Consider the following 13,790-nt stretch of genomic DNA (forward strand, 5'->3'; position numbering starts at 1 on the left):
TGCTTTCCTCAGGCTGCGCATGGGTGCGGCGGATCGCACAAAGAATTTTCCCGCGCGGCGGGGGCGAAACACGCGCTGCCGCATCTTTAGGCAGGGACATGCGGGCGCTGCACAGGTTTCGCGACAATATTGTATACAATCTCGTCCACACCCGGCCCGGCTTGCATCCGCCGCCGCACCCGCCCAGATTCGGCGCAGGAGGGCCCATGAACGCGATCGGGGAGAATACGGCGGAAAGCATCGCCGAGGCGCTGGCGCTGGCGGTCCATGAACATCGCCTGGCGCCCGGGGCGAAGCTGTCCGAAGACGAGGTGGGCGAGATCTTCGGCGTGTCGCGCACCGTGGTGCGGGCGGCGTTGCAGCGGCTGGCGCATGACCGTCTGGTGGAGTTGCGGCGCAACCGGGGCGCCTTCGTCGCGCAACCCACGGTGAAGGAGGCGCGCGAGGTCTTCGAGGCCCGCGCCCTGCTGGAGCCGCGCACCGCGCGTTCGGCAGCGGAGCGCGTGACCCCGGCGGATCTGGAACGCCTGCACAGCCATATCGCCGAGGAACATGCCGCGCTGCGGGCCGGGAATGCCGGGCGGGCGCTCTATCTTTCGGGGCTGTTCCATGTCGAAATGGCGCGGATCGCCGATCAGGCGACGATCGAAGCCTTCATCACGCAGCTGGTGGCGCGCTCGTCGCTGATCATCGCGCTCTACTGGCAGCGGCGGGCGGCGCTGTGCGAAAGCCACGCCCATCACGCGCTGCTGGATGCGATGGCGCGGCGCGACGGCGCCCGGGCGGAGGAGCTGATGAAGAGCCATCTGCTCGACCTGCTCAGTTCGCTCGACCTGCGCACGGTGAGTTCCGCGCCGCAATCGCTGCGCGAGGCGCTGCGCCCCTAGACGTCGGGCCGGGAGAAGACGAAGACCATCGCCGCCGCGATCCCGGCACCGACGACCAGCGCCAGGATCCACGACGGCCCCGCCAGCAGGAACATCCCGAAGCCCAGCGAACTGCCCCCCAGCGACAGCCATTTCGCATAGCGCGGGATCGCGCCATGGTCGCGCCAGTTGCGCAGCAGCGGGCCGAAATGCGGCTGCGCCAGAAGCCATGCCTCCAGCCGGGTCGAAGAGCGCGCGAAACAGGCCGCCGCCACCAGCAGAAAGGGCGTCGTCGGCATCACCGGCAGGAATACCCCCACGAAACCGAGCAGGGTGAAGACCAGCCCCAGCAGCAGGAAAACCCCCCGCACCAGCGTCGTCGTCGCGATCATGGAAGGCGCTCCGTGCGGAAACCCATGCCGATCAGCCGCCCCATCAGATGCGCCAGAACCGGCATCCGGGCAAGGGCGCGGATGAAGCCGGGCGGACGGGGCGCGGCCTCGCCCCGGTCGTTGCGCTTGCGGCGCATCATCCGTTGCAGGCCCTGCGTCGCGCGGGTGGGGAACATCCGGCGCGCCTGCACGGCGGCCAAAGCGGCATCCGGAACCCGGCCCGCGCGCAGCGGCGCCGCCAGGATCCGTGCCGCCGCCACCGCGTCCTGAATCGCCAAATTCACCCCGAAACCGCCCACCGGGGACATCGCATGCGCCGCGTCGCCGATGCACAGCACGCCCGGCGTCCACCATGTCTCCAGCCGGTCCATGCGGATCGACAGCAGATGCACCTGATCCCAGCCGGTGATTTCCGCGAACCTTTCGGCGGGCAGCGGCGCCAGCGCGGCAAGCGCCGCATGGAAGGCCGGAAGGCCCCGCGCCTTCAGATCCGCGAACGAGCCCTTGCGGATCACATAGCCGCATTGCCAGTAATCCCCCCGGTCGATCAGCACCAGCCCCTGCTGCGGCCCGGCATGGCTCATCGCGGGGGCCGGATCATCTGCGCGGCGCGACAGCTTCAGCCAGACCACATCGACCGCCGAACCGAAATCGTGCACCTTCAGCCCCGCCTCGCGCCGCACCACCGAATGCCGCCCGTCCGCGCCGATCACCAGCGGCGCGCGCGCCTCGCCCCCGGCCCAGCGGATGCCCGCGACGCGGCCGTTTTCCCGGATCAGCCCGGTCGTCTCGATCCCCATCCGCAGGGTGAAGCCCGGCAGGGCCTGCGCCTTGCGCGCGAGAAAGTCGAGGAAATCCCACTGCGGCATGAAGGCGATGTAGCGGCATTCGAGCGGCAGGCGCCGAAAATCGGCAAGGGTCACCTGCCGCCCGCCGATCTCGGCATGCAGGGTCGGCGCGCGCTGATGCGGCAGGCGCAGGAATTCCTCCAGAAACCCCAGCTCGGACATGATCTGTAGGGTCGAGGGATGGATCGTGTCGCCGCGGAAATCGCGCAGGAAATCGGGATGCTTCTCGAAGACCGTGACCGCGACCCCCGCCCGCGCGAGCAGCAGCCCCGCCATCATCCCCGCAGGACCACCGCCGACGATGATGCAATCGCTGTTCGTCCGCTCCATCGCACTCTCCCGCTTCGTGCCAGAGTAGCATGCCCGCGCGCAGGCGCCACCCCTCAGCCGCGCCGCGCGGCGATCGCGCGGCCCGCCGCCACACCCGAGGACCAGGCCCATTGGAAATTGTAACCGCCCAGCCAGCCGGTGACATCCACCGCCTCGCCGATCGCATAAAGGCCGGGAAGGCGTTTGGCCTCCATCGTCCGCGACGACAGCTCCGCCGTGGAAATGCCCCCTGCGGTCACCTCGGCCTTGGCATAGCCTTCTGTGCCGGTCGGGTGGAAGGTCAGCGCCTCCAGCGCCCCGGCGATCCGGTCGATTTCGGTATCGGGCAGGTTCGCCATTTCGCGGGCGGCGCCGATCCGCTGCGCCATCACCTCGGCCAGACGGTTCGGCAGATGCTCGGCCAGAACGGCCCGCAGATGCGAGCGCGGCATGGCGCGGCGCGCGGCGCGCAGCTTCTCGGCCGCACCGGGCAACACCGACAGCACCACCGCCGCGCCCGGGTGCCAATAGGAGGAAACCTGAAGAATCGCCGGGCCCGACAGCCCGCGATGGGTGAACAGCGCCGCCTCGGCAAAGGCCGCCGTGCCGCAGCGCGCGATCACCGGCACCGCCACGCCCGCAATCTCCCGAAACGGCTGCGCCTCCGGCCCCAGAACGAACGGCACCAGCGCCGGGCGCGGAGGAACGACGCTCAGGCCGAAACGGCGCGCGATGTCGAAGGCAATGCCGGTGGCCCCCATCTTCGGGATCGACGGCCCGCCCGTCGCGATCACCAGTTGCGGCGCCGAGGCCCCCGCCACGCGGAACAGCCCGTCGGCATGGCCGATCTCGCCGATCCGCGCCTGTAGCCGGACCTCGACCCCGCCGCGCTCGCATTCGTCAAGCAGCATCGCGACGATCTGCCGGGCCGATCCGTCGCAAAACAACTGCCCGAGCGTCTTTTCATGCCAGGCGATGCCGTGCCGTTCGACCAGCGCCAGAAAATCCCATTGCGTATAACGGCTGAGCGCCGATTTCGCGAAATGGATATTCTCGGACAAATAGCAGCCGGGTTCCGCGCCGGTATTGGTGAAATTGCACCGCCCCCCGCCGGAGATCAGAATCTTTTTCCCCGGCCGGTCGGCATGGTCCAGCACGAGAACACGCGCCCCCGCCTGCCCCGCCATAGCGGCGGCAAGCAGCCCCGCACCGCCCGCGCCCAAAACGATCGCATCGTAATCCATATCGGCCTTATAGGGCGCATTCACCAAAACGAGAAGGGGCCGCTATGCGGCCCCACGGTCTCAGAAATCCCAATCTTCATCCTCGGTCGCGACCGCCTTGCCGATGACATAGGACGACCCCGAACCCGAGAAGAAGTCGTGGTTTTCACTGTCCGGGCTGAGCGCGGCGAGGATCGCGGGATTGACCTCGCAGGCGGCGGGCGGGAACAGCGCCTCATAGCCCAGGTTTTGCAGGGCCTTGTTGGCGTTGTAATGCAGGAATGCCTTCACATCCTCGGTCAGGCCGATGCCGTCATACAGCTCTTCGGTATATTTCGTTTCGATCTCATAGAGGTCGAACATCAGCGCGAAGGCGAAATCCTTCAACTCCTGCCGTTTCTCTTCGGACAGGGTTTCCAGCCCGCGTTGATATTTATAACCGATGTAATAGCCATGCACCGCCTCGTCGCGGATGATCAGCCGGATCAGGTCGGCGGTATTGGTCAGCTTCGCGCGCGAAGACCAATACATCGGCAGGTAGAAGCCCGAATAGAACAGGAAGGATTCCAGGAACACCGAAGCGATCTTGCGCTTCAGCGGATCTTCCCCGGCCTTGTATTTTTCCAGGATGATCCGCGCCTTCTGTTGCAGATGCGGATTTTCCTCGGACCAGCGGAAGGCTTCGTCAACCTCCTTCATCGAACACAGCGTCGAGAAGATCGACGAATAGCTGCGCGCATGCACCGCCTCCATGAAGGAGATGTTCGACAACACCGCCTCTTCATGCGGGGTGATCGCATCGGGCATCAGCGACGGCGCCCCCACGGTATTCTGCACCGTATCGAGCAGCGTCAGCCCGGTGAAAACCCGGATCGTCAGGGTCTGCTCCTCGGGCCGCAGCGTCGCCCAGCTTTGCACGTCATTCGACAGCGGCACCTTTTCCGGCAGCCAGAAATTCGCCGTCAGACGGTTCCAGACCTCAAGGTCTTTGTCATCCTGAAGCCGGTTCCAGTTGATCGCCTTCAGCACGGTGCGGGTCATGGCATGATCCTTCATCCGAAGAACCCTTTCTGAAATGGGATTGGTCGGAGTTTACAGGGTACAGGAAACGCAGCCCTGAACCTCGGTGCCTTCGAGCGCGGTCTGACGCAGGCGGATATAGTAGATCGTCTTGATCCCCTTTTTCCACGCATAGATCTGCGCCTTGTTGATGTCGCGCGTCGTGGCCTCCGCCGGGAAGAACAGCGTCAGCGACAGGCCCTGATCGACATGTTCCGTCGCCGCGGCATAAGTGTCGATGATCTTTTCCGGGCCGATTTCATAGGCATCCTCGTAATAGTCGAGGTTGTCATTCGTCATGAAGGCCGCCGGATAATAGACCCGGCCGATCTTGCCTTCCTTGCGGACCTCGATCTTCGCCACGATCGGATGGATCGAGGACGTCGAATTGTTGATATAGCTGATCGAGCCGGTCGGCGGCACCGCCTGAAGGTTCCGGTTATAAAGCCCGTGCGTCATCACGTCATCGCGCAGCGCGGCCCAATCCTCGCGGCTGGGCAACGCATGGTTTTCAAACACCCGCGCCACATCCGGCAACGTCGGCAGCCAGTCGCGATTCACATATTTGTCGAAGAACGACCCGTCTGCATATTTCGACTTGTCGAAGTCCTTGAACGTACTGCCATGTTCCTGCGCCAGCAGGCAGGACGTGCGGATCGCGTGATAGGTTACCGCGGCGAAATAGACCGAGGTGAATTCCACCCCTTCCGGCGAACCATAGAAAATCCGCTCCCGCGCCAGGAAACCGTGCAGGTTCATCTGGCCAAGGCCCACGGCATGGGCTTCCTCGTTCCCACGCCGGATCGAGGGCACCGCGTCGATCGAGGACATTTCCGAAACGGCGGTCAGCGCGCGGATCGCGGCCTCAATCGTCGCGCCGAAATCCGGGCCGTCCATCGTCGCCGCGATATTCAGCGAACCGAGGTTGCACGAAATATCCGTGCCCAGATGTTTATAGCTCAGATCCTCGTTGTATTCGCTGGCTTCGTTGACCTGAAGGATCTCCGAGCACAGGTTCGACATGGTGATCCGCCCCGCAATCGGATTGGCACGGTTCACCGTGTCTTCATACATGATATAGGGATAGCCGGATTCGAACTGGATCTCGGCGATAGTCTGGAAGAATTCCCGCGCGTTGATCTTCTTCTTCTTGATCCGCTTGTCATCCACCATTTCGGCATATTTCTCGGTGACCGAGATTTCCGAGAACGGCTTGCCATAGACCTTCTGCACATCATGCGGCGAGAACAGATACATGTCCTCGTTCCGCTTCGCGAGTTCAAAGGTCACATCCGGGATCACCACGCCAAGGCTCAGCGTCTTGATCCGGATCTTTTCATCCGCATTCTCGCGCTTGGTATCGAGGAAGCGCAGAATGTCGGGGTGGTGCGCGTTCAGGTAAACCGCCCCCGCGCCCTGCCGCGCCCCCAATTGATTGGCGTAGCTGAAGGAATCCTCCAGCAGCTTCATCACCGGGATCACGCCGGAGGATTGGTTTTCGATTCCCTTGATCGGCGCGCCCATTTCGCGCAGGTTGGTCAGCATCAAGGCAACGCCGCCGCCGCGCTTCGACAGTTGCAGCGCCGAATTGATCGACCGCCCGATCGACTCCATATTGTCTTCGATCCGCAGCAGGAAGCACGAAATCAACTCCCCGCGCGACTTCTTCCCGGCGTTCAGGAAGGTCGGCGTTGCCGGCTGGAACCGCCCGGACAGGATTTCATCCATGAACCGCATCGCCAGCGCCTCGTTCCCGCGCGCGAGCGCGAGCGCGACCATCACCACCCGGTCTTCATAGCGTTCCAGATAGCGCTGCCCGTCGCGGGTTTTCAGCGTATAGCTGGTGTAATATTTGAACGCGCCGAGGAAAGTCGGGAACCGGAACTTCTTCTTGAAGGCCGCATCCCAGATCGCGCGCTGGAAGTTCTTCGAATACTGGTCGAGGACTTCGGCCTCGTAATAGCCTTCCTCCACCAGATAATCGAGCTTCTCGTCCAGCGAATGGAAGAAGACGGTGTTCTGATTCACATGCTGGAGGAAATACTGCCGCGCGGCCATGCGATCCGCATCAAAGCGGATCTTGCCCTCCCCGTCATACAGGTTGAGCATCGCATTGAGCGCGTGATAGTCGAGCGTGCCCTTCACGCCGTCATCGAGCATGTCATCCCCCAGAATTGCGCAAGCCCCGCGCGGACGCGGGCGATATCGGTTTCGGTTCCGGCCAGTTCAAACGTATACAGCACCGGCACCGCACATTTTGCCGCGATCACCTTTCCGGCGCAGGCATAGGTCGCGCCGAAGTTCCGGTTGCCGCTGGCGATGACGCCGCGCAAAAACGCGCGGCGGTCGGGATCGTTCAGAAAGCGGATCACCTGCTTGGCGACCGCGCCCCGCCCTTCGCCATCGGCATAGGTCGGGGTGATCAGGACATAGGGGCCTTCGGGGGCGGGCATCGACGCCTCCGGTGCGATCGGGATCCGCTGGGCTGGCAGGTCCAGCCGGGCCACGAACCGCGCCGTATTCCCCGAGGCCGAGGAATAATAGACGAGCCCGCCCATCCGTTCAGGCCAGACGGCCGATCATGTCCGGGCGGAATCCGGCCCAATGCGCATCCCCGGCCACGACGACCGGCGCCTGACGATAGCCCATCGACACCACCATCTCCATCGCATCCGCATCCACGGTCAGGTCGATCACCTCGAACGACAGCCCCTTCGCCTCCAGCGCGCGGGTCGTCGCGGTGCATTGCACGCAGGCGGGCTTTGAATAGACGGTGATGGTCATGGCTCTGTCCCTCAGTCCTTGCCGTTTCCCGTGCACAAGACGCGAGGCCCTGCACGACGCCTCCGCCGTGCATGCGCCCGCGCCTTCCGCACGGTTTGATTTTCTGTGTCGTGGCAACGCGCCTGGCTTGCGAGACCGCGAAACCGCCCAGGGGCCCCGCCTGCCTTACCGTTTGCAGACCGGATCCCGACACTGTTCCGCGCCGCTTCCGGATCCTGCTTCTCAAGTCACCTCGAATGCGTCACATCACGCCCCCTAATAAGCCATTAAGCCGGCCCTCCGTCAACGATATATAAGGGGTTGACAGGCCGCAGCCCCAAAATCTGGTGCCGGATGGTCCGTTGCACAAATTCCGGACACTGCGCCGGATCCCGCGCCGGACGGGTTTTCCCCAGCCGCAGCTTCGGGCTTCGTCCGCGCAGAGAAACGGTTTTTCCGCTCCGGCGCGCGGGTTTTCCACAGCGGCGCGGCGCCCCTGCGGGATCGAATCAAAGGGCGCCCCTCACCCCGCCCGACCGGCCGCACCCGAGGAAGAATCGCGCCCGAATCTTGCCGGCCGTCGAAAACCCACCGTCGAAAAATACCAAAAGCCCGGACCACCGGGGTTCCCCTCCGGCCAATTCTCGCCGAAACTGCGGCGACCTACCCTTCCCGAGGTGCCCATGTCCGTCACAGCCCTGCGCGGCCAGATCGTCTATCTGCATGCCAATCCGTTCGAGCACCCGCCCGAGGACTGCCTGACGCACCATCCCGACGGGCTGGTGATCATGGAAGACGGCCTGATTACCGCCGCCGGGCCCTGGGCCGAGACCGCGCCGCTGCTGCCCGCCGGAACGAAGCCCGTGCATTACCCGGAGCACCTGATCATGCCCGGGCTGATCGACACCCATGTGCATTACCCGCAGCTTCAGATGATCGGCGCCTATGGCGAACAGCTTCTGGAATGGCTCAACACCTATACCTTCGTGACCGAGCAGCAATTCGCCGACCGCGCCCATGCCGATCACGTCGCGAAGACCTTCCTGCGCGAGTTGCTGCGCGCGGGGACCACGACGGCCATGGTCTATTGCACCGTCCATCCGCAATCGGTCGAGGCGTTCTTTGCCGAATCCCACCGGCTGAACACGCGGATGATCGCGGGGAAGGTGCTGATGGACCGAAACGCGCCCGGCGGGCTGCTCGATACCGCGCAGCGCGGCTATGACGAAAGCGCCGCGCTGATCGCGCGCTGGCACGGGCGGGGGCGGCAGATGTATGGCGTCACGCCGCGCTTCGCGCCGACCTCGACCGAGGCGCAACTGGATGCCGCCGGGGCGCTGCTGCGGGAAAATCCGGGCGTCTACATGCAGACCCATCTGTGCGAAAACCCGGGCGAAGTCGCCTGGGTGCGCGAGCTGTTCCCCGACCGGCACAGCTATCTGGACGTCTACGACCATGCCGGGCTGGTGGGGCCGCGCTCGGTCTTCGGCCATGCGATCCACATGCACGAAGGCGATTTCTGCACCTGCCACGAACGCGGCGCGGCGCTGGCCTTCTGCCCGACCTCGAACCTGTTCCTGGGCTCGGGGCTGTTCCGGCTTTCGGATGCGACGGATCCGCGCCGCCCGGTTCGGGTGGGGCTGGGCACCGATGTCGGCGCGGGCACCTCGCTCAGCCAGTTGCAGACCCTGAACGAAGCCTACAAGGTCGCGGCGCTTTCGGGAACGCGGCTGGATGCGGTGCGGGCCTTCTACCTCGCCACGCTGGGCGGCGCGCGGGCGCTCTATCTCGACGACCGGCTGGGGCAGGTGAAACCGGGCCATGAGGCCGATCTGATCGTGGTCGATCCGCGCGCGACGCCGCTCATGACCTTCCGCACCGGCTATTGCGAGAGCCTGACGGACCTGCTGTTCACCTTGATGATCATGGGCGACGACCGGGCGATCCGCGCCACCTGGATCGCCGGGCGCCCGGTGCATGACCGCGATGCGCCCTGAGGCCGGTTTCGGCGCCTCGGCTCTGGTCTTGGCGGTGAAACCCCTGTAGATCGCGCTGAAACGGACCGGAGGCACGGACATGGCGCGGCATCTCATCACCTCGGCGATTCCCTATATCAACGGCATCAAGCACCTCGGCAATCTCGTCGGCAGCCAGTTGCCCGCGGACCTGTTCGCCCGCTATCAGCGCGCGCGCGGCCACGAGGTGATGTTCATCTGCGCGACCGACGAACACGGCACGCCCGCCGAACTCGCCGCCGCCAAGGCGGGCAAGCCGGTCGCCGATTACTGCACCGAAATGCACGAGGTGCAGGCCGAAATCGCGCGCGGCTTCCGGCTCTCCTTCGACCATTTCGGCCGGTCGTCGAGCACGCGCAACCGCACCCTGACGCAATACATGGCGAAGACGCTGGGCGAACAGGGGCTGATCGCCGAGAAGGCGGAGAGGCAGTTCTACTCGGTCGATGACGGCCGCTTCCTGCCCGACCGCTATATCGAAGGCACCTGCCCGAACTGCGGCTATGACAAGGCGCGCGGCGATCAGTGCGAGAACTGCACCAAGCAGCTCGACCCGACCGACCTGATCAACCCGCATTCGGCAATCTCGGGTTCCACCAATCTGGAACTGCGGGAGACGAAGCACCTTTACCTGCGGCAGAAGTCGCTGCGCGAGGATATTCGCGGCTGGATCACCTCGAAACATGACTGGCCGGTGCTGACCACCTCGATCGCGCTGAAATGGCTTGATGACGGCGACGGGTTGCAGGACCGCGGCATCACCCGCGACCTCGCCTGGGGCGTCCCCGCGCAATTCGACGGCGCGCCCTGGCAGGGCATGGAGGGCAAGGTCTTCTACGTCTGGTTCGATGCGCCGATCGAATATATCGCCGCCACCGCCGAATGGGCCGATGCGAACGACAAGGCCGAGACCGACTGGGAACGCTGGTGGCGCACCGACAAGGGCGCGGGCGACGTGACCTATACGGAATTCATGGGCAAGGACAACGTGCCCTTCCACACGCTCAGCTTCCCGGCCACGCTGATCGGCGTGAACCGCGCGGGCGGGGCGCAGTGGAAGATGGTCGACTACATCAAGTCGTTCAACTACCTGAATTACGAGGGCGGGCAGTTCTCCACCTCGCAAGGGCGCGGCGTGTTCATGGATCAGGCGCTGTCGATCCTGCCGCCCGATTACTGGCGCTGGTGGCTGCTCAGCCATGCGCCCGAAAGTGCGGACAGCGAATTCACCTGGGAGAATTTCCAGGTTTCGGTGAACAAGGATCTGGCCGATGTGCTGGGCAATTTCGTCAGCCGGATCACCAAGTTCTGCCGCTCCAAATTCGGCGAGGCGCTGCCCGAGGGCGGTGTCTGGGGCGAGCGCGAGGCGCAGTTGATCGCGGAACTGACCACCCGGCTCGGTGCCTATGAGGGCTTCATGGAGGAAAAGGAGGTCCGCAAGGCCGCCGCCGAACTCCGTGCGATCTGGGTCGCGGGCAACGAATATCTGCAATCCGCCGCACCCTGGACGGTGTTCAAGACCGATCCGGCGCAGGCGGCGGCGCAGACCCGGCTCGCGCTGAACCTGACGCGGCTTTATGCCGTGCTGTCGGAACCCTTCATCCCCGATGCCTGCGCCGCGACGCTCGCCGCGCTGAAGACCGAAGATCGCAGCTGGCCCACGGATATCCGCGCCGCGCTGGAGGTGCTGCCGGTGGGGCATGCCTTTGAGACACCCGACGTGCTGTTCCGCAAGATCGCCGACGAGGAACGCGAGGACTGGCAGAAGCGTTTCTCCGGCATCCGGACCTGAGCGAGGGGAGCGCCATGGCGAAGACCTGCATCCTGATCGGCGCGCCGGTCGACACGGGGCAAAAGCGCGCCGGTTCCCTGATGGGGCCGGCGGCCTATCGTGTCGCCGGGCTGGCCGAGGCGATCACCGCCCTTGGCCATGGCGTCGAGGATATGGGCGATGTCACCCCCGCCCCGCGCGCGCCGATGCCGCATCCGAATCCGGCGGTGCATCACCTGGCCGAAACCGTCGCCTGGACCGAGGCGCTGACCGAAGCGGGCATCGCCGCCGCGCTGCGCGGCTTTCCGGTGTTCATGGGCGGGGATCATTCGCTCTCGCTCGGCTCGGTCGCCGGGATGGCGGCGCATGCGGCGGCGGTGGGGCGCCCGCTGTTCGTGCTCTGGCTTGATGCCCATACCGATTTCCACACCCCGCTGACCACGGTTTCAGGCAACCTGCACGGCACGCCCGTCGCCTATATCGCCGGGCGCGAGGGCTTCGACGATTTCCCGCCCTTCCCGCATCCGGTGCCGGGCCAGCGGATCGGCATGCTCGGGATCCGCTCCGTCGATCCGGAGGAAGGCGCCGCGCTCCTGCCCACCGAGATCGACATTGCCGACATGCGCGTGCTTGACGAACGCGGCATCCGGGCGCCGCTCGCGGAATTCCTCGACCGGGTGCGGGCCGAAAACGGGCTGCTGCATGTCTCGCTCGACGTGGATTTCCTCGACCCCGCCATCGCGCCCGCCGTGGGCACCACGGTTCCGGGCGGCGCGACCTTCCGCGAGGCGCATCTGGTGATGGAGCTGCTGCACGAATCCGGTCTGGTCAGTTCGCTCGATCTGGTGGAGCTGAACCCCTTCCTCGACGATCGCGGGCGGACGGCAAAGCTGATGGTGGATCTCGTCGGTTCGCTGATGGGGCGCAAGGTCTTCGACCGGCCAACCCGATCCTACTGACCGGGCCGCGCGGGCGCCCCGATGCGGCGAAACTGCCGCGCACGCCGGAAGACGTGGATCTGCGCTTTACTCCGCCGCGGCGGCTGTCTTAATCAGGGAGACCAGCCGCCCCAACGGAGCATGTTTCCTTGCGCATTCTGATTACCAACGACGACGGCATCCACGCTCCGGGGCTGGATGTCCTGCACGCCATTGCCGCCGACCTCGCCGGACCCGAAGGCGAGGTCTGGACCGTCGCCCCCGCCTTTGAACAATCCGGCGTCGGCCATTGCATCAGCTACACCCGCCCGATGATGATCGCCAAACACGGCCCCCGCCGCTTCGCCGCCGAGGGCAGCCCGGCGGATTGCGTCCTCGCCGGGCTTTACGACGTGTTGCAGGACGGCCGCCCCGATCTGGTGCTGTCGGGCGTGAATGCGGGCAACAATTCGGCGGAGAACGCGCTCTATTCCGGCACGGTCGGCGGCGCGATGGAGGCGGCGCTTCAGGGGATCCCGGCAATCGCGCTCTCGCAGTTCTTCGGCCCCGCCTGCGGCGAGGATCCGTTCGAGGCCGCCCGCCTCCACGGCCCCGCGCTGGTCCGCCGGTTGTGGGAAAAGGGCATCTGGGACAACGGCCCCTATCGCGTGTTCTACAACATCAACTTCCCGCCGGTCACCGCGGCGGAGGTCAAGGGCTTCCGCGTCGCGGCACAGGGCTACCGCACGGACAGCTTCTTCACCGTCGAATCGACGCGCTCGCCTTCGGGGCGGCGGTTCCTGTGGGTGAAGGGCGGGCCGCAACAGGCGTCGAGCGCGCCGGACACCGATGCGGCGCTGAACCTCGACGGCTGGATTTCGGTCACGCCGATGCGGGCCGATCTGACCGCGCATGAGGTGCTGGCCGATCTGGAGGCACAGCTGGCATGACAACGGACGAAGAGGACAGCGCCGCAGAGCGCAAGATGCGCTTCCTCTTCACCCTGCGCCAGCAGGGCATGACCGATGCCCGCGTCCTCTCGGCGATGGAGCGCATCGACCGGGGCCGGTTCGTGCGCGGCATCTTCTCCGACCGCGCCTATGAGGACATGCCGCTGCCGATCTCTTGCGGCCAGACGATCTCGCAACCCTCGGTCGTCGCGCTGATGACGCAGGCGTTGCAGGTGGGCCCGCGCGATACCGTGCTCGAAATCGGCACCGGCTCCGGCTATCAGGCCGCCGTGCTGTCGTGCATGGCCCGCCGGGTCTATACCGTCGAGCGGCACCGCCGCCTGGCACAGGAAGCGCGGCAGGTTTTCGCCGCGCTCGGGCTGTCCAACATCGTCGCGCTGGCGGCGGACGGATCGCGCGGCTTGCCCGATCAGGCGCCCTTCGACCGGATCCTCATCACCGCCGCCGCCGAAGACCCGCCCGGCCCCCTGTTGTCGCAAATGAAGATCGGCGGTATCATGGTCGTCCCGGTCGGCCAGTCGGATGCGGTGCAAAGCCTCATCCGCGTTAAACGGACCGAAACCGGATACGATTACGAGGAACTGCGCCCGGTGCGTTTCGTCCCGCTCGTCGAGGGGATGGCGAACGACTAGATCCAAGGCCCCGGCCACAGGGGC

Annotated in this window: 13 protein-coding genes; 6 read left to right on the forward strand and 7 right to left on the reverse strand. The window is 65.5% G+C overall.

Annotated elements, in window-relative coordinates:
* Window positions 1–206: 206 nt before the first annotated feature.
* Window positions 207–887, forward strand: a complete 681-nt coding sequence (locus tag QM789_RS04095) for a GntR family transcriptional regulator (RefSeq protein WP_420350674.1) — start codon at window positions 207–209, stop codon at window positions 885–887.
* On the opposite strand, the gene QM789_RS04100 is transcribed toward QM789_RS04095, so the two are convergent.
* Genes QM789_RS04100 through nrdH form a run of 7 tightly spaced genes read right to left on the reverse strand, consistent with a single transcriptional unit; the run spans window position 884 to window position 7,481 of the window.
* Entirely contained in the window at window positions 884–1,258 is a 375-nt protein-coding gene (locus tag QM789_RS04100; protein ID WP_420350675.1) for a YbaN family protein, read from the reverse strand. The genes QM789_RS04095 and QM789_RS04100 overlap by 4 nt on opposite strands.
* Window positions 1,255–2,436 (reverse strand): FAD-dependent oxidoreductase, encoded by a 1,182-nt coding sequence (locus QM789_RS04105; RefSeq protein ID WP_420350676.1) that lies wholly within the window; start codon window positions 2,434–2,436, stop codon window positions 1,255–1,257. Before QM789_RS04105 ends, QM789_RS04100 begins: the two co-directional genes overlap by 4 nt.
* 53 nt (window positions 2,437–2,489) lie before the next feature.
* Complete coding sequence (locus QM789_RS04110) at window positions 2,490–3,659, reverse strand: NAD(P)/FAD-dependent oxidoreductase (RefSeq protein WP_420350677.1); 1,170 nt, start codon at window positions 3,657–3,659, stop codon at window positions 2,490–2,492.
* 60 nt (window positions 3,660–3,719) lie between these two features.
* Window positions 3,720–4,679, reverse strand: coding sequence for a class 1b ribonucleoside-diphosphate reductase subunit beta (gene nrdF, locus QM789_RS04115; protein ID WP_420350678.1), 960 nt, complete (start codon window positions 4,677–4,679; stop codon window positions 3,720–3,722).
* A 51-nt stretch (window positions 4,680–4,730) separates the two neighbouring features.
* Window positions 4,731–6,857 carry a class 1b ribonucleoside-diphosphate reductase subunit alpha gene (nrdE, locus tag QM789_RS04120; RefSeq protein WP_420350679.1) on the reverse strand — a complete coding sequence of 709 codons (2,127 nt, stop codon included), beginning with the start codon at window positions 6,855–6,857 and terminating at the stop codon, window positions 4,731–4,733.
* On the reverse strand, window positions 6,839–7,255 hold the full coding sequence (nrdI, locus tag QM789_RS04125; RefSeq protein ID WP_420350680.1) for a class Ib ribonucleoside-diphosphate reductase assembly flavoprotein NrdI: 417 nt from the start codon (window positions 7,253–7,255) through the stop codon (window positions 6,839–6,841). The genes nrdE and nrdI overlap by 19 nt, the downstream gene beginning before the upstream one ends.
* A gap of 4 nt (window positions 7,256–7,259) precedes the next feature.
* The gene (gene nrdH / locus QM789_RS04130) at window positions 7,260–7,481 is read right to left on the reverse strand and encodes a glutaredoxin-like protein NrdH (protein WP_420350681.1); all 222 of its coding nucleotides are present in this window, start codon (window positions 7,479–7,481) and stop codon (window positions 7,260–7,262) included.
* A gap of 662 nt (window positions 7,482–8,143) precedes the next feature.
* Here nrdH and guaD point away from each other — a divergent pair.
* The 5 genes from guaD to QM789_RS04155 all read left to right on the forward strand — a co-directional run bounded on the left by guaD (window position 8,144) and on the right by QM789_RS04155 (window position 13,766).
* The gene (gene guaD / locus QM789_RS04135; protein ID WP_420350682.1) at window positions 8,144–9,457 is read left to right on the forward strand and encodes a guanine deaminase; all 1,314 of its coding nucleotides are present in this window, start codon (window positions 8,144–8,146) and stop codon (window positions 9,455–9,457) included.
* Between the two features lie 79 nt (window positions 9,458–9,536).
* Window positions 9,537–11,267, forward strand: coding sequence for a methionine--tRNA ligase (gene metG, locus QM789_RS04140; protein ID WP_420350683.1), 1,731 nt, complete (start codon window positions 9,537–9,539; stop codon window positions 11,265–11,267).
* Between the two features lie 14 nt (window positions 11,268–11,281).
* The gene (rocF, locus tag QM789_RS04145; protein ID WP_420350684.1) at window positions 11,282–12,205 is read left to right on the forward strand and encodes an arginase; all 924 of its coding nucleotides are present in this window, start codon (window positions 11,282–11,284) and stop codon (window positions 12,203–12,205) included.
* Window positions 12,206–12,333: 128 nt separating this feature from the next.
* A complete protein-coding gene (surE, locus tag QM789_RS04150; RefSeq protein ID WP_420350685.1) occupies window positions 12,334–13,113 on the forward strand; it encodes a 5'/3'-nucleotidase SurE in 780 nt (259 codons plus the stop codon).
* Window positions 13,110–13,766, forward strand: coding sequence for a protein-L-isoaspartate(D-aspartate) O-methyltransferase (locus tag QM789_RS04155; protein ID WP_420350686.1), 657 nt, complete (start codon window positions 13,110–13,112; stop codon window positions 13,764–13,766). Before surE ends, QM789_RS04155 begins: the two co-directional genes overlap by 4 nt.
* Window positions 13,767–13,790 lie beyond the last annotated feature (24 nt).

The organism is Paenirhodobacter sp., assembly GCF_047600745.1.
GTDB lineage: Bacteria > Pseudomonadota > Alphaproteobacteria > Rhodobacterales > Rhodobacteraceae > Rhodobacter.

Coding starts and splice junctions, on each gene's coding strand:
- QM789_RS04095 (WP_420350674.1), top strand. CDS start 207: ATGAACGCGATCGGGGAGAATACGGCGGAAAGCATCGCCGAGGCGCTG.
- QM789_RS04100 (WP_420350675.1), bottom strand. CDS start 1,258: ATGATCGCGACGACGACGCTGGTGCGGGGGGTTTTCCTGCTGCTGGGG.
- QM789_RS04105 (WP_420350676.1), bottom strand. CDS start 2,436: ATGGAGCGGACGAACAGCGATTGCATCATCGTCGGCGGTGGTCCTGCG.
- QM789_RS04110 (WP_420350677.1), bottom strand. CDS start 3,659: ATGGATTACGATGCGATCGTTTTGGGCGCGGGCGGTGCGGGGCTGCTT.
- nrdF (WP_420350678.1), bottom strand. CDS start 4,679: ATGACCCGCACCGTGCTGAAGGCGATCAACTGGAACCGGCTTCAGGAT.
- nrdE (WP_420350679.1), bottom strand. CDS start 6,857: ATGCTCGATGACGGCGTGAAGGGCACGCTCGACTATCACGCGCTCAAT.
- nrdI (WP_420350680.1), bottom strand. CDS start 7,255: ATGGGCGGGCTCGTCTATTATTCCTCGGCCTCGGGGAATACGGCGCGG.
- nrdH (WP_420350681.1), bottom strand. CDS start 7,481: ATGACCATCACCGTCTATTCAAAGCCCGCCTGCGTGCAATGCACCGCG.
- guaD (WP_420350682.1), top strand. CDS start 8,144: ATGTCCGTCACAGCCCTGCGCGGCCAGATCGTCTATCTGCATGCCAAT.
- metG (WP_420350683.1), top strand. CDS start 9,537: ATGGCGCGGCATCTCATCACCTCGGCGATTCCCTATATCAACGGCATC.
- rocF (WP_420350684.1), top strand. CDS start 11,282: ATGGCGAAGACCTGCATCCTGATCGGCGCGCCGGTCGACACGGGGCAA.
- QM789_RS04155 (WP_420350686.1), top strand. CDS start 13,110: ATGACAACGGACGAAGAGGACAGCGCCGCAGAGCGCAAGATGCGCTTC.